General features: G+C 63.7%; 19 protein-coding genes. 9 read left to right on the plus strand and 10 right to left on the minus strand.

Annotation, left to right across the window (positions count from 1 at the left end; all coding sequences use genetic code 11):
• Positions 1 to 39: 39 nt before the first annotated feature.
• Positions 40 to 1,191, plus strand: a complete 1,152-nt coding sequence (locus LOY69_RS19985) for an MFS transporter (RefSeq protein ID WP_102881866.1) — start codon at positions 40 to 42, stop codon at positions 1,189 to 1,191.
• A gap of 157 nt (positions 1,192 to 1,348) precedes the next feature.
• Here LOY69_RS19985 and LOY69_RS19990 read toward each other — a convergent pair whose 3' ends face one another.
• Complete coding sequence (locus tag LOY69_RS19990) at positions 1,349 to 1,738, minus strand: hypothetical protein (protein WP_265073478.1); 390 nt, start codon at positions 1,736 to 1,738, stop codon at positions 1,349 to 1,351.
• A gap of 512 nt (positions 1,739 to 2,250) precedes the next feature.
• On the opposite strand from LOY69_RS19990, the gene LOY69_RS19995 reads away from it, so the two are divergent.
• Positions 2,251 to 2,694 carry a hypothetical protein gene (locus tag LOY69_RS19995; protein ID WP_102881868.1) on the plus strand — a complete coding sequence of 148 codons (444 nt, stop codon included), beginning with the start codon at positions 2,251 to 2,253 and terminating at the stop codon, positions 2,692 to 2,694.
• A gap of 78 nt (positions 2,695 to 2,772) precedes the next feature.
• Here LOY69_RS19995 and LOY69_RS20000 read toward each other — a convergent pair whose 3' ends face one another.
• The 3 genes from LOY69_RS20000 to LOY69_RS20010 form a co-directional block, all read right to left on the minus strand.
• On the minus strand, positions 2,773 to 3,189 hold the full coding sequence (locus LOY69_RS20000) for a hypothetical protein (protein ID WP_265073479.1): 417 nt from the start codon (positions 3,187 to 3,189) through the stop codon (positions 2,773 to 2,775).
• Between the two features lie 236 nt (positions 3,190 to 3,425).
• The gene (locus tag LOY69_RS20005; protein WP_102881871.1) at positions 3,426 to 4,232 is read right to left on the minus strand and encodes an AraC family transcriptional regulator; all 807 of its coding nucleotides are present in this window, start codon (positions 4,230 to 4,232) and stop codon (positions 3,426 to 3,428) included.
• A 148-nt stretch (positions 4,233 to 4,380) separates the two neighbouring features.
• The gene (locus tag LOY69_RS20010; protein ID WP_102864608.1) at positions 4,381 to 5,268 is read right to left on the minus strand and encodes a LysR substrate-binding domain-containing protein; all 888 of its coding nucleotides are present in this window, start codon (positions 5,266 to 5,268) and stop codon (positions 4,381 to 4,383) included.
• A 224-nt stretch (positions 5,269 to 5,492) separates the two neighbouring features.
• Between LOY69_RS20010 and ampC the strand changes: the two genes are divergently transcribed.
• Positions 5,493 to 6,665 carry a class C beta-lactamase gene (ampC, locus tag LOY69_RS20015; protein ID WP_265073480.1) on the plus strand — a complete coding sequence of 391 codons (1,173 nt, stop codon included), beginning with the start codon at positions 5,493 to 5,495 and terminating at the stop codon, positions 6,663 to 6,665.
• A gap of 309 nt (positions 6,666 to 6,974) precedes the next feature.
• The gene (gene pcsA, locus LOY69_RS20020; RefSeq protein WP_102864606.1) at positions 6,975 to 7,697 is read left to right on the plus strand and encodes a phosphatidylcholine synthase; all 723 of its coding nucleotides are present in this window, start codon (positions 6,975 to 6,977) and stop codon (positions 7,695 to 7,697) included.
• A 16-nt stretch (positions 7,698 to 7,713) separates the two neighbouring features.
• Here the strand turns inward: pcsA and LOY69_RS20025 are convergent, their stop codons facing one another.
• A complete protein-coding gene (locus LOY69_RS20025; RefSeq protein ID WP_110596195.1) occupies positions 7,714 to 10,161 on the minus strand; it encodes a PAS domain-containing sensor histidine kinase in 2,448 nt (815 codons plus the stop codon).
• 121 nt (positions 10,162 to 10,282) lie between these two features.
• A complete protein-coding gene (locus tag LOY69_RS20030; RefSeq protein ID WP_102864605.1) occupies positions 10,283 to 11,065 on the minus strand; it encodes a sulfite exporter TauE/SafE family protein in 783 nt (260 codons plus the stop codon).
• A 297-nt stretch (positions 11,066 to 11,362) separates the two neighbouring features.
• Between LOY69_RS20030 and LOY69_RS20035 the strand changes: the two genes are divergently transcribed.
• Positions 11,363 to 13,993, plus strand: coding sequence for a hypothetical protein (locus LOY69_RS20035; protein WP_110651332.1), 2,631 nt, complete (start codon positions 11,363 to 11,365; stop codon positions 13,991 to 13,993).
• Positions 13,994 to 14,020: 27 nt separating this feature from the next.
• On the opposite strand, the gene LOY69_RS20040 is transcribed toward LOY69_RS20035, so the two are convergent.
• The 4 genes from LOY69_RS20040 to LOY69_RS20055 all read right to left on the minus strand — a co-directional run bounded on the left by LOY69_RS20040 (position 14,021) and on the right by LOY69_RS20055 (position 18,906).
• Entirely contained in the window at positions 14,021 to 14,551 is a 531-nt protein-coding gene (locus LOY69_RS20040) for a DUF3087 domain-containing protein (protein WP_102881875.1), read from the minus strand.
• Positions 14,552 to 14,698: 147 nt separating this feature from the next.
• Positions 14,699 to 16,183, minus strand: coding sequence for a PepSY-associated TM helix domain-containing protein (locus LOY69_RS20045; RefSeq protein WP_265073481.1), 1,485 nt, complete (start codon positions 16,181 to 16,183; stop codon positions 14,699 to 14,701).
• 53 nt (positions 16,184 to 16,236) lie between these two features.
• Complete coding sequence (locus LOY69_RS20050; RefSeq protein WP_265073482.1) at positions 16,237 to 18,405, minus strand: TonB-dependent receptor; 2,169 nt, start codon at positions 18,403 to 18,405, stop codon at positions 16,237 to 16,239.
• Positions 18,406 to 18,519: 114 nt separating this feature from the next.
• Positions 18,520 to 18,906: a DUF2946 domain-containing protein gene (locus LOY69_RS20055; protein WP_110596184.1), complete on the minus strand. Its 387-nt coding sequence runs from the start codon at positions 18,904 to 18,906 to the stop codon at positions 18,520 to 18,522.
• Positions 18,907 to 19,405: 499 nt separating this feature from the next.
• On the opposite strand from LOY69_RS20055, the gene LOY69_RS20060 reads away from it, so the two are divergent.
• The 4 genes from LOY69_RS20060 (at position 19,406) to LOY69_RS20075 (ending at position 25,508) form a co-directional block, all read left to right on the plus strand.
• Positions 19,406 to 19,924, plus strand: coding sequence for an Hcp family type VI secretion system effector (locus LOY69_RS20060; RefSeq protein ID WP_025129830.1), 519 nt, complete (start codon positions 19,406 to 19,408; stop codon positions 19,922 to 19,924).
• 195 nt (positions 19,925 to 20,119) lie between these two features.
• Positions 20,120 to 22,651: a type VI secretion system Vgr family protein gene (locus LOY69_RS20065; protein WP_265073483.1), complete on the plus strand. Its 2,532-nt coding sequence runs from the start codon at positions 20,120 to 20,122 to the stop codon at positions 22,649 to 22,651.
• Entirely contained in the window at positions 22,648 to 24,363 is a 1,716-nt protein-coding gene (locus tag LOY69_RS20070; RefSeq protein WP_170004039.1) for an esterase/lipase family protein, read from the plus strand. Before LOY69_RS20065 ends, LOY69_RS20070 begins: the two co-directional genes overlap by 4 nt.
• On the plus strand, positions 24,360 to 25,508 hold the full coding sequence (locus LOY69_RS20075; RefSeq protein ID WP_170004041.1) for a T6SS immunity protein Tli4 family protein: 1,149 nt from the start codon (positions 24,360 to 24,362) through the stop codon (positions 25,506 to 25,508). Before LOY69_RS20070 ends, LOY69_RS20075 begins: the two co-directional genes overlap by 4 nt.
• Positions 25,509 to 25,654: the final 146 nt, after the last annotated feature.

The raw sequence follows: 25,654 nt of genomic DNA on the forward strand, positions 1-25,654 counted from the left end.
GTTGCCCCCCTCGCTGGCACCTGACCGCCAAGGATTTTTATGACTGCCAGTAACACTCACCTGCAGGCCACCCCCGGCCGCCTCGAACAGATGTCCACGCGCATCGCCTTTTTCATCGCCGGTTTCGGCATCGCCGCCTGGGCCCCGCTGGTGCCCTACGCCAAGGCCCGGGCCGGGCTCGACGAAGGCACCCTGGGCCTGCTGCTGTTGTGCCTGGGCGTGGGTTCGATCCTGGCGATGCCGATTGCCGGGGCCCTGGCCGGGCGCTTTGGCTGCCGTCGGGTGATGGCCGGTGGCACCTTGCTGATCTGCCTGGCCTTGCCGCTGCTGGCGACCCTAACCTCGATTCCGCTGCTGATGGCGGCGCTGTTCCTGTTCGGTGCCGGCCTGGGTGGTGTGGATTCCACGGTCAACCTGCAAGCGGTGATCGTCGAGCGCGCCAGCGGCAAAACCATGATGTCGGGCTTCCACGGGCTGTTCAGCCTCGGCGGGATTGTCGGCGCCGCCGGCGTCAGCGCCCTGCTGGGCCTGGGCCTGTCGCCTCTGGGGGCAACCCTGGTGGTGATTGCCCTGATGCTGGTGGCCCTGCTCAAGGCCGCGCCGCACATGCTGCCCTACGGCAGCCAGAGTTCGGGCCCGGCCTTTGCCGTGCCCCACGGTGTGGTGCTGTTCATTGGCTGCCTGTGCTTTGTGGTGTTCCTCGCCGAAGGCGCGGTGCTGGACTGGAGCGCAGTGTTTCTCAGCGCCGAGCGCAACCTGGATGCGGCCTACGCCGGCCTCGGTTACGCCGCCTTCGCCCTGACCATGACCCTGGGCCGGCTGACCGGCGATGCCATCGTCCACCGCCTGGGCGCCCGGCGGGTGATCATCATCGGCGGCAGTACCGCGGCCGCCGGCCTGCTGCTGGCGACCCTGGCCCCGGCCTGGGAAGCGGCGCTGCTGGGGTATGCCCTGGTAGGCGCGGGTTGCTCGAACATCGTGCCGGTGCTCTACACCGCCGTGGGCAAGCAGAAGGTCATGCCGGAAAGCATCGCCGTGCCAGCCATCACCACCCTGGGTTATGCCGGCATCCTGGCCGGCCCGGCGGTGATCGGCTTCATCGCCCATGGCAGCAGCCTGAGCGCGGCCTTCGGCCTGATCGCCGTGCTGCTCTTGGCAGTGGCCGCCAGCGGCAGAGTACTCAAGCTCTAGCAAGCTCCAAGCTCCAAGCTCCAAGCTTGCGGCTTGCGGCTTGCGGCTGTGACTGTGGCTTTTGATCTTCCTGCCCCTTCAGGAGGCCGAGTGCAGGCATTGCGCAGGGGGCAGCTCGGCATGGATGCCGAGCTAGCCGCCCATCAACAACCTCCGCCTACTCCAATAACGCCGGAGAACCCAGGCCAACAGCGTCTCTCGGAGCACCATCGAGCAATGCCTCCACCACCGCCCGCGCCATCTCCACCGAATGCACCATGGACCAGATCAACCCGGTCTCCAGGCCACTACCCTGCCGGGTGATTTCATCACTGACCTCCTCCGCGCATTTAAGCAGCAACGCCACATGCACCAGCGCCTCCTCGACGCTGACGCCCGGGCGCACGCTGAACAGCGAGTCGGGAGCAACGGCCTGGGCCGTGGTCTTGAACTGGAACATCGCAGGGTCCAATGGATGCCGGGGCAGCGCTTCACGCAACGAAGCATTGGCGGCCTTGAGCTGGGGATCGCGATAGGAAGTCGGTGGATCGGGAACGATCTTTTTCATGGTCAAACTCCAGTGAATTAAAGGAGCCGACACCGTTCGCTTGCACACGAAATAAGGTGGCAGCCGTACGCAGGTGTGCAAGACCGAGCCCACTGGCACACTCGGCAGATCCGGAGATCTCCCGCGTACGACCGCCATAACACAGCGGACACAAAAAACGCTCAATTAACGCTGAGCGTTTATGCACCAGATTGGGAATCGGACTTGCACATCCGAGCCATCGATTTGGCGATGGCCCAGGCACCCTAGCCCGCCCACCAGGCGCATTCAAGCGGCCCGCAGTTTCTCGGATTTGCCTTACAAAAGAAAGCGACCAAACCCCGTTTCAACGACCTTTAAGCCCGCCTCCGCGCCAAGCTTGCCGCTTGCCGCTTGCCGCTTGCCGCTTGCCGCTAAGCCTCATTTGCCGTGCACCGTGGAACACCTACCGAACATCGCTAGCCGCCCAGGCATTTATCTGCCACGCCAAGTCTGGAATCATGGCCCCCCCGCCTCAACAGGAGTGAGCACCGATGCCGCCGTTCTCCCGCGCCCCCCTTCTCGGCCTGCTGCTGGCCAGCCTCGCGGCCCAGGCCGCGCCAAAGCAGGACCAGGAGCCGCACATCTACTACAGCATGGTGCCCGGCCAGTTCATGCTGATCGGCAAGCAGCCGGACGGCGGCCCGACCTACTCCGGCACCGCGCAGATCCGCTACGAGAACCAGGCCCTGACCCTGGTCAAGACCGTCAACGGCAAGACCACCACCGCCATCGGCAAAGTGGAACGTGCCCGCATGGCCGAGGCCGATGTCTTGCGTTTCAACTGGCCAGGGCACGCCGCCACCTGCCTGGTGCGCGGTGACCTGGACAACTACTCGCGCTTGTCTTGCTACTGGACCAAGGACGGGGTGGACCACCGCGAGCCGGGCCTGGAGGCGTATTTCCCAACCGAAACCTGGCCGGGCCACCAAGATTGAACCCCGGGTCAGCATGGGCAAGGTGATCACCGCCAACCTCCCGGAGCACCGGAGCGGCTGACGGCGACCTCGCCGCCTTTACCAGTTGTGCAGGTTGCTGCGCGGCGGCGCCAGCAGTTGCTGGGCCAGACTGACGGCGGCCAGCGGCGAGGCACTGTGCAGCAGTGGGTAGCCCCAGAACTGTTCATAGGTCCTGGCAAAAGCCTCGACCTGCGCCTGGTTCTCCGGCTGCGGGGCGATGACGATCATCGCCTTGATCCAGCGGCGGATCGCCGCCTTGTTGCACTTGGTCCATATCGAGCCCTGCTTGAGCAACGCCTTGCCCTGAGCGCTGTTGCGCTGCTCGGGCTCAGGTATCAGATCGCTCATCAGGACAAAAGCCTGGGCACGCTGCGTCAGCGCCTCCAACTGCTGGTAAGGGTCGACTACCGGCTGTCCTGCGCCTTCGGCGCGCCGCATCCAGACCAGGGGAAAATGCTGATGATCGAAGTACATGGGAACACCTCCAGAAGCTGACAAACAAGAATGCTTATCATCTTCCCGCCAACCATTGTCCGCATCAGCCGAGATCGACAAGAGATTGATTAATCCAGCCAAATGTCACCACCGCCTGGGCCGCGAACGGGTTGGGCGGTACTCCGACGTCGCGGCCACCGCGATCTTGAGTTTGACGAGGCATCGCCAGGCAAGGCCCTGCGGGCCTTTTCGCAGCCTCGCGGGCTCGGCAGCGGCTACAGGGCGTGGTTTTCCAGGGCTTGGCGACGCTCGGCAAAAAATCGCCCCGGCGGCTGGCCCACGGCTTTCTTGAACATGCGGATAAAGGCGCTGGCGCTGTCATAGCCCAGGGTCAGCGCCACACACTCCACCGAGTCGCCCCGGCCCAATTGCTTGAGTCCCAGGAGGATGTGCAACTGGCGCTGCCAGCGGCCGAAACTCAGGCCGGTCTCGGCCACGATCAAGCGGCTCAGGCTGCGTTCACTGAGGCCGATCTGCTCGCCCCATTGCCCAAGGCTCAGGCGCCGTTCCGGCTGTTCAAGGATCTGCTGGGCCAGACGCCGCAGCTGTGCGTGCCGGGGCATGGGCAGGTGGATCTGCTCACGGGGCGCGACCGCCAGCTCATCCAGGGTCACCGCGACCAGGCGCCCGGCGGCGCCGTCCTGGTCATACAGGAACGGCAGTTGCGCACAGCGCTTGAGCAACTCCTGCAACAGCGGCGACATCACCAGGGTGCAGCAGGCCTGCGGCAACGACCGGGCGTGCTCGGGCTCGACCAACAGGCAATAACCCTGGGCGTTCTCCAGCCCCTGGACCCGATGCTCGATCGCGCTGGGAATCCACACCGCGCACTGCGGCGGCGCCAGCCACAGGCCCTCGGCGCTCTCGCAACTGAGCACACCGCCCGCGGGAAACAGCAACTGGGCCTTGCGATGGCTGTGCCACGGCCGTTCCCAGCGCTCTTCTTGCATCGAGATGCGCAGGGCACATACCGGACGTGCAATCGCGTCCGGGTCCTGGTCCTGCTGTTTCAAGACGGGCATCCACCTTCCTCCACACTCCCAGGGCATGCCGGCCATCGGCACGATGCCGGCGCCTGCCCTGCAAGGTCGAGGATTGTGCCGGGCCCACGGGGCTGAGCCAAGCCACTGACCACGCCGGCCAGCGGCTCTGGACGCCGGGGCATTGGCGCTATTGATGAGGGCCTGCGGCCACCGCCTCCAGCAGCCAGGCCTTGAAGGCGCTCATGGCCGGGGTTTGCGCCCGCGACTGCAAACGGGTCAGCCAATAGCTACCGGTGACGATGCCGATGTCGAACGGCTGCACCACCGCCCCGCTGGCCAGTTGCCGCTCGAACATCAGCGGCGGCGCCAGGGCCACTCCCAGGCCTTGCAGGGCCGCTTCGAGCATGCCCAGGGAGGAGTCGAAGACAATGCTCTGGGGCAAGGGACTGCCGCCGCCCAGTCCCGCCTCCTGGAACCATTGCGGCCATTCATCGGTGCGATAGGAGCGCAACAGGGTCTGGCCCAACAGGTCCGCCGGGCTGTGCAACTGATGGGCGATCTGCGGTATGCACAGTACCGACAGCGGCGCCTGCAACAGCTCCAGGGCCTCGATGCCGTGCCAGGCTCCCGTGCCAAAACGGATGGCGTAGTCCAGGCCTTCGGCGGCCACGTCGACACGGTTGTTGTTGGTGCTCAGGCGCAAGTCGACAAAGGGATAGCGCGCCTGGAAATCCCCCAGGCGCGGCAACAGCCAGCCCACGGCAAAGGTGCCTACGGCCCCCACCGTCAGCACTTCGCGGTAGTGCCCGCCCTCGAAACGCCCCAGGGTCTGGGCGATGCGATCAAAGCACTCACGCAGCACCGGCAGCAGGGTCTCGCCTTCGCTGGTCAGCATCAGCCCCCGGGGCAAGCGCTTGAACAGGGTGACGTTGAGCTGGGCCTCCAGGCTCTTGACCTGATGGCTGACCGCCGCCTGGGTCACACAGAGTTCGATGGCGGCGCGGGTGAAACTCAAATGACGGGCCGAGGCTTCGAAAGCCCGCAGCGCGTTCAAGGGCAGGTGTGGACGGAGCATGGGCATTCCCTAGTTTTTCTAATGGCTCCTGCGAAATATCGTCGTTTGCCGATCCTGCGCAGACTGCCTACATTGGCCTCGCTCGCGCAGCGCTGACCACGTTCTCCCTTCCCGGGAAGACTCCGCGAGCACTGCGCCCCAGGGTTCCCGCAAAGAACCCCGAAGCCGGAAAGTCGCTGGGAATAGGCGGCAAAAAAATCAGAACCCATGGAAAACAGCCCATCATGCGCCATAAAACCTCAACCGGATTAGGCATCATCAGCGCCTGCGCACTGCTCCTCGGCAGCGTCGACGCCCTGGCCGAGAACCCCCAGGACAGCCATCTGAAAACCACCGTGGATGCCACCATCCGTCCGCTGATGCAGCAGCAGGGCATTCCCGGCATGGCAGTGGCGATCATCGCCAACGGCAAGCGACATTACTTTAACTACGGCCTTGCCTCCAAGGACAATCAACAGCCGGTGGACAACGACACCCTGTTCGAAGTGGGTTCGGTGAGCAAGACCTTCAGCGCGACCCTGGCCGGCTACGCCCAGGCCAGCGGCAAGCTGGCCCTCGAGGACCACGCCAGCCAGTACTGGCCGGCCCTGCGCGGCAGTGCCTTCGACGGCATCAGCCTGTTGCAGTTGGGCACCTACAGTGCCGGTGGCCTGCCGCTGCAGTTCCCCGATGAGGTCCAGGGCGAAGACAAGATCCTGGATTACTACAACACCTGGAAGCCCACCTTCAGCCCGGGCACCCAGCGCCTGTACTCCAACCCCAGCATCGGCCTGCTCGGCTACCTCGCCGCCCGCAGCCTGGGCCAGCCCTACGATCAACTGCTGGAAAAGAGCCTGTTCCCCAAACTGGGGCTCAAGCACAGCTACATCAAGGTGCCCAAGGACCAGCAGGCCCACTACGCCCAGGGCTATGACAAGCAGAACAAGCCGATCCGGGTCAGCCCAGGTCCCTTGGACGCCGAGGCCTACGGGGTCAAGACCAGTGCCCCGGACCTGCTGCAGTTCATTGCCGACAACCTGCAACCGCAGCCGTTGGACGACACGCTACAAAAAGCCATCACCAGCACCCAGAGCGGCTATTACCGGGTCGGCGACCTGACCCAGGGCCTGGGCTGGGAGCGCTACGCCTACCCGGTGCCGCTGGCGCGGCTGGTGGCGGGCAACTCGACGCCAATGGCCCTCGAACCGCACCCGGTAGAGTGGCTGACTCCGGCCCAACCGCCCCAGGCCGACGCCTTGTACAACAAGACCGGTTCCACCAGCGGCTTCGGCGCCTATGTACTGTTTGTCCCCAGCCAGCAGATCGGCATTGTCATGCTGGCTAACAAGAACTACCCCAACGAGGAACGGATCAAGGCCGCCCATGCGCTGCTCAGCGCCCTGGAGGCGGCAAAGTAACCGAGCTGCACAACACCGTGCCCCCTGGGGCGCCCGATAAAAAACGCCACCGGCCTGCAACGCCAAGTGGCGTTTTTCTTGTTGCTTGGGCCATGGCGCCTAGAATCAGGAAATCCCTTCGACCGTTGACCTCAGCCAGCTGTGCAACACCCGATTCCCTGGAGGGCGACAAGGCCCGCATTGAGCCTGATTCAGGGGTGGGGCTGAACCTTCTGCCAGGCTTTTCGGTCGATAACTGCAACCTGGACCAGCGCCGCCGCTTGCACACCGCGGGGTGTCCGGGAACCACAGCCGCCGGAGAAAAGCCCCGTGATATCGACCCTGCAAATCGCCAGAATCAAAGCCTGGGGCGCCCATGGCTTCACCGCCACCGGCGTGGTCAGCGCCCTGCTCGCCACCCTGGCACTGTTTGAAAACCAGCCCAAGGCCTGCCTGCTGTGGCTGGGGGTGGCGCTGCTGGTGGATGGCGTCGACGGCTCCCTGGCGCGCAAGGTCAACACCCGCTCGGTGCTGCCCAATATCGACGGCTCGGTGCTGGATCTGGTGATCGACTACCTGACCTATGTGTTCATCCCGGCGCTGTTCATCTACCGCTACATTCCCCTGCCGGAGTACAGCGCGCTGCTGGCCACCTCGCTGATCCTGCTGTCGTCGCTGCTGTGCTTCTGCAACGTCAACATGAAGAGCCACGACAACTACTTCCAGGGTTTTCCCGCCGCCTGGAACGTGGTCGCCCTGTGCTTCTACCTGATCGAGCCCGGCCCCTGGCTGAGCTTGCTGAGCATCTTCGCCCTGGCCCTGCTGACCGCCACTCGGGTGCAGTTCCTGCATCCGTTCCGGGTGCGCAAGTGGATGGGGCTGAACATCATCGTGACCTTCGTCTGGCTGCTCAGTGGCGCGCTGCTGATCCTCAGCCACCCATTGCACAGCCCGTCGATCATGGGCCTGTGGCTGGCGGCTTCCGCCTACTTCCTGGGGATCTGCCTGTGGCGCTCGGCCCAGGAGTGGATGAAGGGCAGCCACCAGCCATAGACGGCGGCGGCCCGCATCACAGCGGCGGGTCGTTGCCGATCGCGGCACTCAAGGCCTGGGCCAGGGCCGCCACCGAGTAGGGTTTCTGCAGGAACACGAACTCCCGGGTCTGGCCCTGGGCCAGGGCCGGGCTGTAGCCGCTGGTGAGGATCACCGGCAGCCCGGGGTAATCGCTGCGGATGCGAGTGGCCAGTTCGATGCCGCTCATGCCGGGCATCACCACATCGGAAAACACCGCCTGGAACACCCCCGGCTCCTGGCTCAGGCGACGCAGCGCCTCGATAGCGCTGGTGGCCCATTCGGTCTGGTAGCCCAGCTCGTTCAAGGCCTGGGCCAGCAGCACGCCCACCTCGGGATTGTCTTCCACCACCAGCAGCGTGGCCCCCTGGCCATCCACCTGCAGCGGCCCCGGGCGAGGGGCCGCTACCGGGCTGACCACAGCTTCAGAGCGCGGCAGGTACAAGGTAAAGCGCGTGCCCTGCCCCGGCTGACTGTGGACCACCAGGCCACCGCCAGACTGCTTGGCAAAACCGAACACCTGGGACAGGCCCAGCCCAGTGCCCTTGCCCACCTCCTTGGTGGTGAAGAAGGGCTCGAAGATCCGCTCGATCTGCTGCGGGTCGATGCCGGCACCGGTGTCGGTCAGGGACACCGCGACAAAGTCGCCGCTCTGGGCACCCTGGCTGGCGCTGGCGGGAATCTGCGCCACCCGCTCCACGGCAATCACCAGCAGGCCCTCGCCCTGCATGGCGTCCCGGGCATTGACCGCCATGTTGATCAGCGCGGTATCGAACTGGCCGGCGTCGGCATGGATGCAGCACGCTTGCTGCGGCAGTTCGATACGCAGTTCGATGCAGGCGCCGATCAGCGGATTGATCATTTGTGCCAGCAGTTGCACGCTGACGCCGACGTCGAAGGTTTCCGGGCGCAGGTTCTGCTGGCGGGCATAGGCCAGGAGCTGGGCGGTGAGCTTGCTGGCGCGGTCCACGGTGTCGGAAATCGCATCGATGTACAGCTGCCGGCGCTCCTCGCTGAGGTTGCGTCGCAGCAGGTCGGTGGACGAGCGGATCACCGTCAGCAGGTTATTGAAGTCGTGGGCGACCCCACCCGTCAGTTGCCCCACCGCCTCCATCTTCTGTGCCTGGCGCAAGATGTCTTCGGTCTTGCGCAGCGCCTGCGCGGCTTCACGCTCGGCCTGAATGTCACGCCCCACGGCATGCAGATGCTGGGGGTCGGGCACGGCACTCCAGGACACCCAGCGATAGCTGCCGTCCTTGTGCCGAAAGCGGTTTTCCACCCGTGAAAAACTCTGACCCAGCGCCAGTTCGGTACAGGCGTTGACCGCCGCCACACTGTCCTGGGGGTGGATGAAATCGTAGAAGCTGCTGCCTTCGAGTTCGTGCCGCTGCCAGCCCAGCAGTCGGGTCCAGGCCGGGTTCACGGCGACGATGCGCCCGTTGAAATCCGCCACCAGCATCAGGTCGGTGGACAGTTGCCAGATCCGGTCGCGCTCCTGGGTGCGCTCCTGGACCCGCTGCTCCAGGGACTCGTTGAGGCGGCGTAATTGTTCCTCGGCCTCGCGGGTGGCGGTAATGTCCCGGGAGATGCAGAGGATCTTCTCCGGCTGACCGGCCTCATCGAGCATCGGCGTGACCTGCACATCCCACCACTTGGCGTTGCCGGCCAGGGTGTTGGCGGCGCCCTGGAACCGCGCCGATTCCCCGGCCTGGGCAGCGGCGATGGCGGCCTGGGCGTCAAGGTTGCCCTGGCCCTGCCAGAAGTCCGGCCAGGGGCAGCCGGCAATGGCGTTGAAGTCGCTGACCTCCATGACCCGCAGGCCACCCTCGCTCATGAACGACAACTGACCATCGAGATCCAGCACCTTGATGCAGTCATTGCTGCTGGCCAGCACCCGGGTATTGAGCTCGCGGGTCTCGCGCAGGCGCGACTCGGTGAGCCGGGCGTGCAGCCCCAGGCGCACCCGCGCGGTGGTTTCCACTGTGTGACAAAGCACCCCCAGCACCTGCTCCTGGCGCTCGTCGAATATCGGGCTCATGGAAAACGACCACCAGGTCAGTTCCTCTCCGGGATAGCGCTGCATGTTCACCGGCAGGTCTTCATGACGGCAGGCCTGGCCGCGAAACGCCTGCTCGACCATGGGCTGCACATCCGGCCAGGCATCGGCCCAAAGAGTCTCGATGGTCTGCCCCAGGGCATGGGCCAGGCGCGGCCCCAGCACCGGACGATAGGCGTCATTGAAGAAGAACTGCTTCTGCGGGCCCCATAGCAGGTACAGGCTTTCAGGGGATTCGAGCACCAGGCTCAAGGTGCTGTGCAGCAGGCTGGGCCAGTGCTCCCGGGGTCCCACCGAGGTCTGCGACCAATCGAACTGGCGGATGGCGGCACCGGTCTCGCCGCCGCGCCAGGTCTGGGGGGCGGCACCATCAGCAGAGGAAATAGTCATGGACTGCATCACACAAGGGGAAAAGGGGCTGCGCCGCCCATCAAAGGCCTGCGCAGGATAACTGACCCCTGGAATCCACGGAAGTTAGCAGGTGACGGCGAGCATGGCCCGGCTGTGGGCCTCAGAAGGCCAGCTTGTAGCCGATGGAGAACAGCATGACCGCCAGGCACGGGCGCAGGATCTCGTCGGAGATCCGCCCGGTCATGTGGCTGCCGATCCAGATCCCCGGCAGTGAGCCCATCAACAGGAACCCCAGCAGGTGCCAGTCCATGTTGCCCATGCTGGCATGACCCAGGCCGGCCACCAGGGTCAGGGGCACGGCGTGGGCGATTTCGGTGCCCACCAGGCGCTTGGTGGCCAGGAACGGATAGAGGATGAACAGCGCCACAGTGCCCAGGGCGCCGGCGCCGATGGAGGTCAGCGCGACCATGGTGCCGAGGATCAGCCCGGTGACTACGGTCAGGCCGTTAAGGCCGCGGGGGCTTGGCTGATAATCGCTGCCGTGGCGCTGGGCGAAGGCCATGAGCTTCTTCTTGAAGACGATGGCCAGGGCCGTGAGCAGCAGGACGAAGCCCAGCCCTTGCTTGATCACCGAGTTCAAGGCTTGGGGATCGGAGTCCAGGTTGTTCAAGAACCCTAGGGTGGCCAGTACCGCCGGCACGCTGCCCAGAGTCAGCCAGCCGGTGATGCGCCAGTCGATATTGCGGTTCTTCTGATGCACCAGCACCCCACCGGACTTGGTGATGGCAGCGTACAGCAGATCAGTGCCCACGGCGGTGGCCGGGTTGATGCCGAACCAGAGCAGGATCGGGGTCATCAGCGAGCCGCCGCCCACCCCCGTCATGCCCACGATGAATCCCACTACCAGGCCTGCGATGACAAAACCGAAATTACCCACATCCATCAATAAAACCCTACAAATCACACGGCCAGGTAAAAAACTGGCGGCAGCATAGCGGCTAAAGCTTATGTCCATTTATATGAATAAAATCTAACGTTATAACCAGGGCCATTTTTTCCATGCGCCAGACGCATCCAGCGCCCCCAGCCCTTGCATCCGCCACATACCCATCCAGCCCTCCCTGAACCCCCGGTGACATACACCGCAACCTGCGCATCCGGTATTCTGCTGGGCGCTCGCCGGGGCAACCGATCCTGAGCTCACTCAGGTCCCGCCCCTTTCGTTTTCCAAGGAAGGCCCATGACACCCGACTCGACCCTCTACCAGATCGAGCAACAGCGCATCCGTTTCAGACGCCTGAGCCTGCATCAGCAAGCCCCCGGACCCAGCACGCCGCAGCGTGGCAACTGGGGCCTGGCGTTGTCCGGGGGCGGCATCCGCAGCGCCACCTTCTGCCTCGGCGTCCTGCAAGCCATGGCCCGGGCGCCGGCACCGGCGACGGCCTCCACGGCCCCACTCCAGCCCGCGCCTGAAACCGCCACCGAGCACAGTCTGCTGTCACGCATCGACTACCTGTCCACGGTCAGTGGCGGCGGCTATATCGGCAGTTTCTTCTCCAGCCTGTTCCTTCCCGGCCGCCTGCGCGAGCCCGATCCCCAGGACCCGGTGGGCCAGGCCGCCCGCGATGCCTACCAGGCGCTGCGCTTCGAGCCGCCGGGACGTATCAGCACCGGCGTCGACTACGCCCAGCAGCCCGTGGGCCAGGGCCCGGGCGCCTGGCTGCGGGAAAACGGCCGCTACCTGACGCCCACCGGCTCCGGCGACATGCTCTATGCCCTGGCCATGACCTGGCGCAACTGGCTGTCGCTGCACGCCATGATCGGCATGCCGATCCTGTTGATGCTCAGCCTGCTGACCCTGTTCCAGGTGTTGAGTCAGGCCAGCCTGCTGTTGTGGCCGCTGATGGCCGCCCTGCTGTTCGCCCTGCCCTGCGCCGTGGCGTACTGGCTGGTGATCCCCCAAGGCGATCTGGACCAGCCGCCAAACCTTGGCAACCCGGCCTTGCGCTTCATGCTGGCGATCGTCACCGGCCTGTGGATCGGCGGCGCCCTGGCCTATGACGTGGCCCAATGGCAGGTGGTGGGCACCCTGGCCCTTGGGGCCGCCCTGGTCGGCAGCAACGCGCTGCTGATCACCCACCGGCTGGTCCGTCGGCTGGCGGATCACCGAGACCCGGCCAAGGACAGCACCTGCAACAACTGCGTGCGCAACTACCGGGTGCAGATCACCCGCGCCCTGGGGCGAGCCATGGCGGCAGTGGCCATTCTCGCTTTCCTGGCCCTGCTGGTGACCGGTGCCGAAGCGTTGTATCGCTACCTGCTGGACTATCAGGCCCTGGCCACGCCCCTGCTGCTGGCGCTGCTGATGTGGCTGGTGCGCCGCCTGGTGCTGCTCAAGGATGAAAAGCCGCTGCCCGACTGGATGCGCAAACTGCCCCTGGATGTCCTGGCGCTGGTTGCCGGATGCCTGCTGATGAGCCTGCTGTGCCTGTGCTGGGCGCTGCTGGTGCAATGGGTCGCCCATGATGCTGGCGCCATCAGCTACAGCGCCGCCGCTGCCTGGCGCCTGCTGGCCCTGAGCCTGGTGACCGCCTTGCTGGTCTGCGTCAGCGGGCGCTTCATCGGCTTTCTCAACACCTCGTCGCTCCAGGCCTTCTACAGCGCCCGGCTGACCCGCGCCTACCTCGGCGCGTCCAATGGCCGGCGCTTCAACGGCCCGCCACAGCAGCGCCGCACCTACCTCAGCGTGGCCGAGCCGATGTCCAGCGACGACCTGTCGCTGCAGCAGTACTACGCCACCCCCAGTGCCGGGCCGGTGCACCTGATCAACGTCACCATGAACCTGACGGTGGACCCCGCCGAGCAACTGGTGCAGCGCGACCGCAAGGGCAAGCCTTTGTGCATCGCGCCGAACTGGGCCCCGTCAACCGAAGGCAGCGTCGCCAGCGACGGTCCGGCGGAACGCTACACCCTCGATGGCAAGCCCTACCGCCGTGACCTGAGCCAGGGCCCGGCCTCGGAAATCATGAGCCCCCTGAGCCTGGGCCAGTGGATCGGCGTCTCCGGCGCCGCCTTCAGCACCGGCCTGGGGCGAGCCAACAGCCTGGGCATGTCGCTGATCCTGGGGCTGGCCAACATACGCCTGGGCATCTGGTGGCCCAGCCACTTCCTCGATCCCGGGCAACAGCACTGGAAGCCCCGTGACCTGAAGCCCTGGACCTACTTCGGCACCCAGGCCTACCTGTTCTATGAGCTGACCTCGCGGTTTCATGGACATCGACGCGACTACCAGTACCTGTCCGACGGCGGGCATTTCGAAAACACCGCCACCTACGAGTTGCTGCGTGAGGGGCGCGGGGTGGAACTGATCGTCACCTGCGACAGCGGCTGCGATCCGGATTACCAGTTCGACGACCTGGCCAATCTGGTGCGCCTGGCGCGCATCGACCAGGCCCTGGAGATCCGCGAAGACCCGGGGGTACTGGCCCACCCCCAACTCAAGGCGCTGTTCGGCAGTCTGGAAGAGTTTCGCCAGCCACCGAGCGCCGACAGTCACAAGTGCGCCTTGCTGCTGAACGTCTACGCCCATAGCCCCGACACCCAGGCGGACATCGCGGCCACGCCCCACTGCCGGATCCTGGTGCTCAAGCCGCGGCTGATCGCCGGGCTGACACCGGACGTCGTCAACTACGCCCGGGCCAACCCGGGCTTTCCCAACCAGAGCACGGTGGATCAGTTCTTCGACGAGGCGCAGTTCGAGAGTTATCGCCAGCTGGGGCTGCATATCGGCCAGCAGCTGTTTGGCCGCAGTGGCCAGTCCAACGAAATGGCCGAGGCCTTGTGGCGTTACCTGGATGATCCGCAGCCTTGAGGAGGGGCCAGCGGATCAACCTGAACCTCAGCGCGGCTGGTGCACCTTGACCGCTTCCAGCCACTGCGCCTCCAGGCGCTCCTGCTGTGGGTCGATGCCCTGCTCGGCCAGCAACGCCAGGTGGCGCTCCACTTCACCCAGCATCTGTCCGTGGGCACTGGAGTTGGCGTCCAGCTGATGCATCTGGGTCAACCCCAGGTGATAGAAACGCAGCAGCTTGAGGGCTGCCGGATCGCCCGCCGCCACCCCGGCGGTGACATGATGCATGACATTGGTCACCCGCATAAGGCTGCGCTTGAGGCGCCAGCCATAGACCGCCGAGGCCATCCACGGCTGGGTCCAGAACACCGTGCGCAATAGCACGGCGCTGATCACCAGCCCGGTGAACACGCCGCCGGCATTCCACACCAGGTTATCGCCACCGGGCTGGCCGAACACCGCCACCGCAGCGCTGGAAAACAGCATGGCCAGGGCGATGAACACCAGGGCGATGATCAGGGTGCTGCGGCGGGTTTGCCGACGGTAGAGTTCGGGGTCCTGCGGGGTGATGACGAACATGGGTGCGATGGGCTCCGGAAGCAGTAGGGAAATGAGCAGGCGGGCATTATCACCGCTGGGACCGGGAGCGGTGGCTTAAATCGTCGGCGAAGGGCAGAAATACTGCATAACCCTGATCCAGGTCGCGGTATTGCGCCCTCCCCCGCCTCAACGCCGACGCGCACGCAATGCACGCCCCAGGCGGCGCCAGCCCAGCACCACACCGCTGACGCTGATCAGCAAGCCTCCGGCGCTGAACAGGATCATCCACAGGTCCCACAAGGGGCGGTTGGCCAGCAGCGGCAGCCAGTCCCAGCTGTGCAGCAGGCCGAACAGCCAGCGCGAGGCGCGGCGCGGCTGGTCCAGTTGCCCGACGATGGCACCGGTGTGCAGGTCCAGGTGCAGCCAGGTCTGGGCCGGGTCGTCGAAGCGCACCCGCAGTACCGGCAGGCGCTGCTGCAAGTGGCCCATCATGCTGTGGGGCTCGCGGGCGTAATAATAGAAATCGTAGGCAGCCAATTGCTGGACAACCATCGGCCGCTCGGGACGAATGGCCCAGGCCGCTTGGCGCAAGGTGTCGGGGTTGAACTGGCGCAGCACCTGCTGATCGTCCATGGCCAGAATCCGCGTGCGTCCGGCACCGTCGTAGCCGATCACATACCCCTTGCCGCCGATCATCCGCCACTCCAGTTCCCGGGCCTGCAGGCCGTCATCGGCAAAGCGTTGCAGGGCCTGGGCCGCGCTCAGGGGAAAGGCCGCGGCGTGCAGCGGTGCGCCTTGATAGGCCGCCACCGACAGGGGCTGGGAGCTGCTGAAGATTTTCCACGGGTTCATCGACATCAGGCCGCTGAAGATCCAGGTGATCAGCAGCACGCCGAACAGCATGCCGCCCACATGATGCCAGCGGGCAAAGCCCTGGTACGGCGAGTGCGAACCATTGCGATAGGTGCGCTTGAAACGCCAGCGCAGCACGCCCACCGCCAGGCCGAGCACGGCCATCAGGGTCGCGGCCAGGGACAGGTAAGTGACGATCGGCCCCCAGGCGCCATCGATGCCGATGCCCCGCAGCGGGTACAGCCAGTGCAGCCAGGCACCGATCCAGTTCCAGCCACGCTCGGTGGCAGTGGCATCGCGCACCACCTCGCCCGTGGTGCCGGAGACATACAGCAGACGTCGTTCGGCATCGGCGGTGGCCACCCGCAGCAAGGGGCGGTCGGCGTCCAGGGCCCGGGACTGGCTCCACATGTCGCCATTCACTGTCCCGCGATCACGCACCGCCACACCGGGGGCAAACTGCCGGGCCGCGGCCAGGGCCTCGACCCGGTCAGTGGGCAGCGCCCGCAGGCCGCTATCGGCCTCGATCGCCACCTTGCGCGGTCCTGGGTATTCGAGGATATAGCGCGGGGCACCGGCCACCGTGGTCAAGCGAATGCTTGACGGCGCCAGCTCGGGATCAGCAGCGTGCAGCACCTGCTTCAGCTCAATGGGTGCATCATCCAGTTGCAGCACAGGCAAGCGTGACCAGTATTCGGCGGGGGTCAGTTTGGGGTAGCCGACATACAGCATCACCACCCCGGAGATAAACCACAGGGCCATGAACAGGCAGGCAACAATGCCCAACCAGCGGTGCCAGAGGTACAGATAACGCTTCATCACAGGCTGCTCGCAAATGCGCGGGGCGCCATCGGACGCCCCGCGGTCTCAGGTTAAAAGCGCGTTTGCAGCGCCAGCTCGAAGGTCCGCGGCGCCCCCAGGTAGAGCTGGGTGGGTGCGGTAGTACGGGCGTAGACCTGATCGGTCAGGTTGCGCACCCGGCCGGTGATCCGCGTATCGGCATTCAACTGGTAGCCGACGAACGCGCCGAAGATCGTATAGGCCGGCGCATAGCGGGTGTTGGCCGCATTGGCGTACATCGACGACACGTAGCGTGCATCGCCACCGACCTGCCAAGACGGCGCAATGTCATAGCTCAGCCACAGGTTGCCTACCTTGTCCGGGGTGTTGGTGGGGCTGTTGCCCTTGCGCGACACCGGCCGGCCGCCGACGTTTTCATAGAACTCGTCGTACTGGGCGTCGACATAAGCGAAGTTGCCTTCGGCCAACAGCTTGGGCGTGACCTGCAACGAGCCCGCCAGCTCCACGCCCCGGGACGATTGCTGGCCCACCGGCTGGCTGCTGCCGGGGTTGCTCGGATCGGCGGTGGACAGGTTCTTGCGTTCGATGCGGTAGGCGGCCAGGGTCGCCGAACCACGGCCGTCGAGGAAATCGAACTTGCTGCCGATCTCCCACTGATTGCCGGTGCTGAGGTCAAAGTCGCGCACCTGACCGTAGCTGGCGGTGGTCAGGATGCCTGCCGGTGGATCGGCAGCGGTGCTGTATTGCACATAGACGTTGGCCGCCGGGGTCAACTCATAGACCAGCCCCAGGCGCCCGGTGGTGGGCCGGTATTTACGCTGGAAGAACGCCGGATTGGCCTCGGTGACGGCGCGGTAATTGGTCACTTGCAGGTCGATCTGATCGTGGCGCAGGCCGCTGAGCAGGGACAGGCGATCGGTCAGTTGCAGGCGGTTTTCCAGGAACAGGGCCCAGGTGTCCACCTGGTTGCGGCGGTTCTTCTCGAAGCCGCGCTGCATGTCTGGCAAGTCCCAGAAGCTGCCCGGAGCAAAAGCGTCCGGATCGACCCCAGGCAGCGAGCCCGACACCGAGCGCGGGTAGTTGCTCATCACGTTGTGGCTGTAATCGATACCCGCCGACCACTGGCTGTCGAGGCCGAACAGACTGTTGTGGTGCAGCAGTTCGAAACGGTTGCCGTTGAGTTCCTGGGCGTGGCGCTGGAGCAGAATGCCAGAGCGCACCACCTGGCTGTTGTCACTCTTGTAGGCGTAGTTTTCCAGGTTGCGGTATTCGCGATCGGCGTTGTAGTGGTACAGGGTGTTGCGCACGGAAGTGCGGTCATTGACCTGATAGTCGATGATCGAACGCAGCCATTGCACCCGCTGTTCATAGCGACCGTCGCTGACGTTGTAGTTCTCGAAGCGCCGGCTCTTGTCCACTTCCATCTTGCCCCCCAGTGGGTTCAGCGCCGGCGTGCCCCAGTAAGGGCTGTCGACGCTTTCATTCTGGTACTCGTAGGCCAGGGTGTGGGACAGCTGGTCGTTGAAATCCGTCAGCAGGGAAAACGCCGTGGTCCAGGCATCGCGCTGTTCGCGGTCGACATAACCGTTGCTGGTGGTGTGGCTGACATCGAAACGCGCGTAGTGGCGCGGCCCGGCGCCGTCGTTCAGCGCATGGTTGAAACCCAAGGAGGTTTCGCGGCTGTCGAAGGAGCCATAGCTGACCCGCCCTTCATTGAATGACTCGGTGCGCGAAGGCAGTTTGGTGATGTAGTTGATGGAACCGCCCACCGCGCCAGTGCCGTAGAGAAAGCTCGACGGCCCGCCGACCGCCTCGACCCGGTCGTAGATCCAGCTGTCCACGGGACGGGCGGCGATGGAGTCGTATTGCACGCTGATGCCGTTGAACAGCTGGGTGATCTGCGGCCCGGAGAACCCGCGATAGGAAACGAACCCCGGAATGCCCGGGGATGCCGCGGCGTTCATTCCCGGCACGCTGGCCAGTATGTCCTGGGTGTTGGCGGCGCCGCGCTGCTCGATCTGCTGGCGGTTGACCACATTGACCGTGGCCGGGGTTTCCCGCGGGGTCAGGCCCAGGCGCGAGCCGGTGGTGGTCTGGGTATCCAGTTGCAGACCAGTGGGTTGCACTTCATCGGCGCTGATGCGCGTCTGCGGCAATTGCAGCGTGCCCTCGGCCAGGGCATTGAACGACAGGGCACAGCACAGCGCCGCGCAACTGGGGGAGCGATACAGGAACTTCATGGACTCGGACTCGAAAAAATCATCAAACACCCCGGCCGCCGTCGCCATCGCGACCGCAGACTTAAGTACCGGGAGATGAAAAAGACGCGACGCCAAGGCAATCGCGAAGCAGCGCTAGGCGCTCAGAGGGGGAGCCCGAGGATTGAGTGACGGCCAGGAGTAACGCGGCGGCGCCTTGCTGCCCCGCTCGACCTTGACCCGCGCCGAGTGCCGTACCAGCAGCAGCCAGGCCAGACAGAACAGCAGCCCCAGGCCCAGGCTCACCGCCGAGCACAGGGGGCAGACAAAAGCCCCCATGGTGCTGGGGCCAGTCTTGTCGCTGGAGCTGTCATCCAGAGTCGATGCAGATTCGCCCATGGCGTGACAGAACTGCCCACCCACGCCGGTGATTTCCAGTGCAGCCATCTGTCCATGACCCAGACCGCAGACGAACACGTTGAACAGCACGCAGAAATACAGCGTCCAGGCAATGTGAGGGCGATGTGCGGAAGAATGGGTCATGGCGGCAAGGTTAACAGTGAAAAACGCACTGGAAAATCACCCATGCATGGCGAGCGAAACTCATGGGCCCGCCTGCGGTGAGGTTGTGGCGAGCTTTATAGCCGACTCGCGAAGCGCGAAGGATCGGACCAGAACTAAAGTCGCCAGGTGAGCCCGCGCCTGGGCGGAACAATGCCGCCTATGCCCATGATGGCTTTTGGCCTTGATGCGCAAGAAGTTGCGCACTCAAATGTGAGTAAGCCTGTGGGCACATCGCTGTAAGCATGACGGTCAGGGCTCTACAGAGGAGTGCGCAAGAAGTTGCGCAGTACTGCGCAACTTCTTGCGCACTTTCTATAGGAATTCAGGCTGGAAACAGCCTGTTGAACCTTGAATTTCCATCAAGTGATTGATTTGCAAAGGGTATTGGCAAGTTGGCATGACTCTTGAGATATCCCTGGAGCCCGGCCGGCCATTCAGGCCTCCGGGTTTTCCGTATATCCAAGCAAGGAGAGCAACAATGGCAACCCCAGCGTACATGTCCGTCACCGGTACCAAACAAGGTCTGATCACCGCCGGTGCCTTCACCGCTGACTCCGTTGGCAACACCTACCAGGAAGGTCACGAAGATCAAGTCATGGTCCAGGGCTTCAGCCATGAAGTGATCATCCCCCGCGATCCGCAGTCCGGTCAGCCCACCGGCCAGCGGGTACACAAACCGGTGAAGATCACCAAGGTTTTCGACAAGGCTTCACCGCTGCTGCTCGCGGCCCTGACCTCCGGTGAGCGTCTGAGCAAGATCGAAATCCAGTGGTTCCGGACCTCCGCCGCCGGCACCCAGGAGCACTACTTCACCACCACCCTGGAAGACGCGATCATCGTCGACATCAAGGACTACATGCACAACTGCCAGGACCCGTCGAACGCGCATTTCACCCACCTGGAGGACGTCGAGTTCACCTACCGCAAGATCACCTGGACCCATGAAGTGTCGGGCACTTCCGGCTCCGATGACTGGCGTACCCCGGTCGCCGGCTAAATCCAGCGGCAGGTTCCAACCCATCGGTCAGCCGGGCTGATCGATGGGGTTCGCGCTCCCAGGCACGCCTGAGGAGGCACACCGGTCATCCGTTGGATGGGATGAGGCTCGGGAAAACCGAGCACCGACTGCACACTCCCTGATCGCTCGTGCTGTCAGGGGGGATGAGCACTTCACGAAGTGGAGGTGTGTGTCATGCGTCAAAGGGATTTGCAGTTCACGTTTTCCGTGCTGACCGCGCAGGTGGCGTTCGAGGTTGTCGAGTTCACTCTGGAAGAGGCCTTGTCCGAGCCTTTTCGCCTGACGCTCGAACTGGCCAGCGACAACGGTGCCATCGATTTTGGCCAGATCCTCGACCAGCCGGCCTTGCTGACGATCTGGCAGGGCGGCCTGCAGGTGCGGCATGTCCATGGCTTGGTCAGCAGCTTCACCCAGGGTAAAACCGGGTTTCGTCGCACCCGTTACCGCCTGCTGGTGGAGCCGCAACTGGCACGGCTGGCCCTGAGTTCCGACTGGCGTATTTTTCAGCACAAAACGGTGCCCGAGATCCTCAAGTCGGTGTTGGACGAGCACGGCGTCCTTGATTACAAACCTTATATCCACACCCAGCATGCGCCACGTGAGTACTGCGTCCAGGCCGGAGACACCGACCTCTATCTGTTCGACCGCCTGTCCACCGAGGAAGGCCTGTTCTATTTCTTCAAACACGATGCCAACGCCCACACCCTGGTCCAGGGTGACAAGTTGTACGTCCAGGAGCGCATCCAGGGCGGGCCGGTGCTGTACTCCACCCAGCCGGCCGGGGATGCCCCGCAACCGGTGCTGTACGCCTTCAGCTACACGGAAAACGTGCGTACCGCCGAGCAGACGCAGCGCGACTACAGCTTCAAGCGCCCGGCCTTCGACCAGCAGCAGCGACAGCTCGGCGATGACCTTGAGCATCAGGCCCAGCGCTATGAGCGCTACGATTACCCAGGCCGCTACAAGAGCAGCGCCGTCGGCCAACCCTTCACCCAAAACCGCCTGCTGGGCCATCGTCGCGATGCCCGGATGGCGACGGTGGAAGGGGATGATCCGCGGCTGATTCCGGGGTTTTCCTTCCAACTGACCGGGCACCCACGGGGTGACTTCAACCGCTGGTGGCGCTCGGTGCGCATCATCCACAAAGGGATACAGCACGCCAGCCAGCAAGAAGAGGCTGCCGGTGCCGAGATGGGCGTGAGTTACGACTTCAGCGCCCAGATCATTGCCGAGGACTGCGAATGGCGCCCGAGACCACTGCCCAAGCCGGTCATTGACGGCCCGCAGATAGCCACAGTGGTAGGCCCGGAAGGCGAGGAAATCCACACTGACGAATATGGCCGGGTGAAAATTCAGTTCCCCTGGGACCGCGAGGGCAAGCACAACGGCTTCAGTTCCTGCTGGGTCCGGGTTTCACAGAACTGGGCGGGGGCGGACTGGGGCCATATGGCGATCCCGCGCATTGGCCAGGAAGTCATAGTCGATTACCTGGATGGCGACTGTGACCAGCCGATCATCACCGGACGCACCTACCGGGCCAGCCATATGCCGCCCTACCGCCTGCCGGATCACAAGACGCTCAACACCCTCAAGAGCAAGGAACACAAGGGCAGTCGGGCCAACGAACTGCGCATCGATGACACCACCCAGCAGATCAGTGCGGCCTTGATGAGCGACCACGGCAGCAGCGCCTTGCACCTGGGGTACCTGACCCACCCCCGGCCCGAAGGGGGCGCACCCCGTGGCGAGGGCTTTGAACTGCGCACCGACGAGCGCGGCGCCTTGCGCGCGGCCAGGGGGCTGCTGCTCAGCACCGAAGCGCAACTGCAGGCCAATGCCGGGCAGCTGCAGCGTGGCGCGGCCATCCAGGTACTGGAGGCCGCGCTGCAACTGGCCAAGGGGCTGGGCGACTATGCCGAAGACCATCAAGGCGTCGGGCACGACACCGAGCCACAGAAAACCCTCAGCGAAGCGGTGCGCGACCTGGGGCATGGCGCCAACGACGAGTCGCAGCAGAGCAACGGCGGCAACCCGGCCATTGCCCTGAGTGGCCAGGCGGGCATCGCCGCGGTATCGCCCAAGAGCGTCACCCTGGCGGCGGGCGAGCATATCGACAGCGTCGCCCAGCAGAATCAGCAGCTCACCTCGGGACAGAAATTCGTGGTCAATGCCGGTAGCGACCTGGGCCTGTTCGCCCAGAGCGGCGAGATGCGCCACATCACCCACCAGGGGCCGATGCTGCTGCAGGCGCAACAGAACAGCATTCGCCTGGAGGCGGATCAGAGTGTGGAGGTCAGCGCGGGCCAGCAGCACGTACTGGTGTCTGCCAAGGAGCACATCACCCTGATGTGCGGCGGGGCTTACCTGACGCTCAAGGGCGGCAATATCGAGCTGGGCATGCCGGGTAATTTCACAGTCAAGGCAGCCAAGCACTCCTCTATCGGTCCCGCACATGCCTCGACCACGTTCAACTCATGGGAGTCGACCCCGTTCAATGACGCCTATGTGCTGCGTGATGAAATCACCCTTGAGCCTCTGGCAAACACCACCGTAGAACTGCGGCGCGGCGACGGTGGGGTCACCACCCTCACGACCGATGGACAAGGCCGTCTGCCCAGGCAGCAGGACCTGGCCATGGATCAAGTCCAGATGCGCATTCTGGCCAAGGGAAATAGCTCCAACGACGACAGGGAGTCCACTGCATGAGCAGCCAAGCAGCCGATAACACTGAGGACGTCATCATTCCTCGCTCGCGCGACAATCTGGGGCGACCGGTCTACAAGACCCAACTGACCCGCACCGAGGACCAGCGTGAAAAGGTCCTGCTGGCGAGGCAGGCCGCGCCGATTCCGGTGATCTTCATTCCAGGCATCATGGGCAGCAACCTGCGTAACAAGGAGGACCAGAGCAAGGTCTGGAGTCCGCCGAATGCCAGCTTTTGGCCCACTGATATCTTCCCCGCTCTCGCAGCCTTGGCTGTCTGGTGGGGCCGCGGCCCCAAGGATCGACAGATACTGCTAATGCCGGAAAACGTCGAGGTGGATGATCGAGGCTCGATTGATACGTGCTCATCCGGCCTGAGCAAAGAGGCGGCGCGCATTCGTGGCTGGGGGACGGTGATGCGCAGCGCCTACAACCCGTTCATGGCCCTGATGGAGGGCCGCTTGGACAGCATCGTCAGCCGACAACAAATCCAGCCATGGTGGAACACTGAAAGCCTGCATGAACCCGCAGCCTATGGCGAAGAACTGGGGCAAGCGACGCCCCTCAGCGAAGACGAACTGAAACAAGCGGGCAAGTATCAATTCGACGTCTGGTGCGCCGGTTACAACTGGCTGCAATCCAACCGGCAGTCCGCCCTGGATGTGCGTGACTACATCGAGAACACCGTCCTCGCCCACTACCGCGAACACGCAAGCGTCAGCCCTGAGCAGGCGGATCAGATGAAGGTCATCCTGGTCACCCACTCAATGGGTGGGCTGGTTGCACGCTCCCTGACCCAATTGCACGGTTACAAACGAGTGCTTGGCGTGGTCCATGGCGTGCAACCGTCAATCGGTTCATCGGCCATCTACCACCACATGCGCTGCGGCTATGAAGGTATTGCCAGCATCATCCTTGGCTACAACGCAGGCGAAGTGACCGCAGTGGTGGCCAATGCCCCAGGGGCGCTGGAACTGACACCTAGCAACGAGTATCGGGAAGGTCGCCCCTGGTTGTTCCTGTGCGATGCCCAGGGGCAGGTCATCAAGGATATGGACGGTAAACCCCGCGCCTATCCGCAGAACCAGGACCCCTACGAGGAAATCTATAAGAGCACCGCCTGGTATGGGTTGGTGCCGGAGCAGAACACTCAGTATTTGGATATGTCAGATAGTGCCAACACGAACAACCTAAACGGTCCACGAGCTATTTTCAGAAAGCGAATTGATGCCGTAGCGAAGTTCCACCGTGAGTTAGCCGCATCGAGCTACCACCCGGAAACCTATGCCCACTATGCAGCAGACGATGACCGCCACAGCTGGCGAGACATGATTTGGCAAGGCGATCCTGCTCCTCTGGAAACACCCGGTTCCGCGCTCAAGGATAACGAGACCGGCAGCTACAGCAGTTGGTTTCGCCGTGGCCTGCCCGTCATCGTACCTACGCTTGAAAACTGGACGGTCAAGGAGGAGGACCAGTCTGGCAGTGGTGGCGATGGCACCGTGCCAACCGACTCAGGTCAAGCCCACAAGAAAGCGGGGGTCAAGGCCAGTTTCCGCCAGGGCGGCAAGGGCGCGGGGCAGTACAACACCGACAAGGGTTACGAACACCAAGAAAGCTACAACGACAGGCGAGCCCAATGGGCCGCGCTTTATGGCGTGATCAAGATCGCTCAGTTGGCTGACTGGCACCCTGACGACCAGGGGGGCTTATGACGCTCACTCGTCGCTTACTTACTGTTCTTGGCCTGGTCGCTTTAACCAGTGTGGCCAGTTGTACTTCGTTTTCATCTTCTCGGAGTCCCACCATGGACAAAACCGGATGGATTACTCATTGCTATGGACGCTTTCTAATTGATTTACCACCCCAGGCAAAGGTCAAAGCAGGGTATGGCCTATGGGGCAGCAGCATCAAAGCACTCGACGACACTGCAGCAACCTTGGCTACCAGAATTGATCAACGGGAGAAGGAGCTAAAAGGGCAACAGCATGATACGAAGGGCAGCATGTTTCTTCGTCGGCTAGATCTTGGTGGAGGCTCAACTGGATTGTTGTCCTGGGCTTCCGACGCCAGCATAGAGACTTATTACTTGAGTACCTACGTTCTTTCTAAACCGACATGGCAACCATATTCTTGGAGAGTTGAAATGTCTCCAGACAGAGAACATCGCGGCATTGAAATCGCTACCTCTCTGGCTCGTAACCTACGCTCTCGCGCCCCCTACGAAATCCCCACCGAACCAGGATTCTGTATCGACCGGGCTTATATCGCGGGTGATAGCTTTCAAAGTGAAAACTTCGGGATTGGCGTGACATTTCCGGAACACCCTAGAACCTTTTTGGCATTCAGATCCAGCACCGGAGCCGAACGTGATCGGTTACTGGATCGAGTAAGTGGCTTTCTGATGGGCGCGGCAAAGATGGTTGCAGGCATCGAGACCCTGCGCAAAAGAGAGCGCGGCGGTGCCATTCCCGCCGATGAGTACCTGCTGGCAGGCAGCGCAAAGGGCCAGCGCACCTACACCTTCCTCTGGGAAGCTCAGGGCAAGGACGAGTCGATCAACGAGCCCCATCTCAAGGTAGAACTGAGCGTGGAGGAAGCTGATGTCGATGACGATGGCAAGCCACCGGCTCCCGCTTTCAAGTCCGATAAAGCCGCACTGGAACTGTGGGATGCCATCATCGATTCGATTCGCCTACGACCGGTATCGGCGTCTGGGCGCAACGACAATGCTGGCCCACCCTCCCCGCCTACAGGCCCGCAACGGATGGCCAACAGCTCAGCGGTAGATGATGACTACGCCCTGGGAGAGTTCCTCGCTGAGCTGAAGCCCAAAGATAACTGGATGGATGATTTGTGAGTTTCCTAAGGAAGCGCGCGCTACCACAGCACACTCGCCAATGGGCCGCACTATCCGACGTGATCAAGATCACTCAACTGGCTGACTGCCAGCTGGATGCCAAGGAGGGTTTATGAAGCGCGCTCGTTGCCTAATAACGATCCTTG

Origin of the sequence: Pseudomonas sp. B21-059, assembly GCF_026016285.1 — a bacterium.
Classification (GTDB): domain Bacteria; phylum Pseudomonadota; class Gammaproteobacteria; order Pseudomonadales; family Pseudomonadaceae; genus Aquipseudomonas; species Aquipseudomonas danubii.

Coding starts and splice junctions, on each gene's coding strand:
- LOY69_RS19985 (WP_102881866.1), top strand. CDS start 40: ATGACTGCCAGTAACACTCACCTGCAGGCCACCCCCGGCCGCCTCGAA.
- LOY69_RS19990 (WP_265073478.1), bottom strand. CDS start 1,738: ATGAAAAAGATCGTTCCCGATCCACCGACTTCCTATCGCGATCCCCAG.
- LOY69_RS19995 (WP_102881868.1), top strand. CDS start 2,251: ATGCCGCCGTTCTCCCGCGCCCCCCTTCTCGGCCTGCTGCTGGCCAGC.
- LOY69_RS20000 (WP_265073479.1), bottom strand. CDS start 3,189: ATGTACTTCGATCATCAGCATTTTCCCCTGGTCTGGATGCGGCGCGCC.
- LOY69_RS20005 (WP_102881871.1), bottom strand. CDS start 4,232: ATGCCCGTCTTGAAACAGCAGGACCAGGACCCGGACGCGATTGCACGT.
- LOY69_RS20010 (WP_102864608.1), bottom strand. CDS start 5,268: ATGCTCCGTCCACACCTGCCCTTGAACGCGCTGCGGGCTTTCGAAGCC.
- ampC (WP_265073480.1), top strand. CDS start 5,493: ATGCGCCATAAAACCTCAACCGGATTAGGCATCATCAGCGCCTGCGCA.
- LOY69_RS20025 (WP_110596195.1), bottom strand. CDS start 10,161: ATGACTATTTCCTCTGCTGATGGTGCCGCCCCCCAGACCTGGCGCGGC.
- LOY69_RS20030 (WP_102864605.1), bottom strand. CDS start 11,065: ATGGATGTGGGTAATTTCGGTTTTGTCATCGCAGGCCTGGTAGTGGGA.
- LOY69_RS20035 (WP_110651332.1), top strand. CDS start 11,363: ATGACACCCGACTCGACCCTCTACCAGATCGAGCAACAGCGCATCCGT.
- LOY69_RS20040 (WP_102881875.1), bottom strand. CDS start 14,551: ATGTTCGTCATCACCCCGCAGGACCCCGAACTCTACCGTCGGCAAACC.
- LOY69_RS20045 (WP_265073481.1), bottom strand. CDS start 16,183: ATGAAGCGTTATCTGTACCTCTGGCACCGCTGGTTGGGCATTGTTGCC.
- LOY69_RS20050 (WP_265073482.1), bottom strand. CDS start 18,405: ATGAAGTTCCTGTATCGCTCCCCCAGTTGCGCGGCGCTGTGCTGTGCC.
- LOY69_RS20055 (WP_110596184.1), bottom strand. CDS start 18,906: ATGACCCATTCTTCCGCACATCGCCCTCACATTGCCTGGACGCTGTAT.
- LOY69_RS20060 (WP_025129830.1), top strand. CDS start 19,406: ATGGCAACCCCAGCGTACATGTCCGTCACCGGTACCAAACAAGGTCTG.
- LOY69_RS20065 (WP_265073483.1), top strand. CDS start 20,120: ATGCGTCAAAGGGATTTGCAGTTCACGTTTTCCGTGCTGACCGCGCAG.
- LOY69_RS20070 (WP_170004039.1), top strand. CDS start 22,648: ATGAGCAGCCAAGCAGCCGATAACACTGAGGACGTCATCATTCCTCGC.
- LOY69_RS20075 (WP_170004041.1), top strand. CDS start 24,360: ATGACGCTCACTCGTCGCTTACTTACTGTTCTTGGCCTGGTCGCTTTA.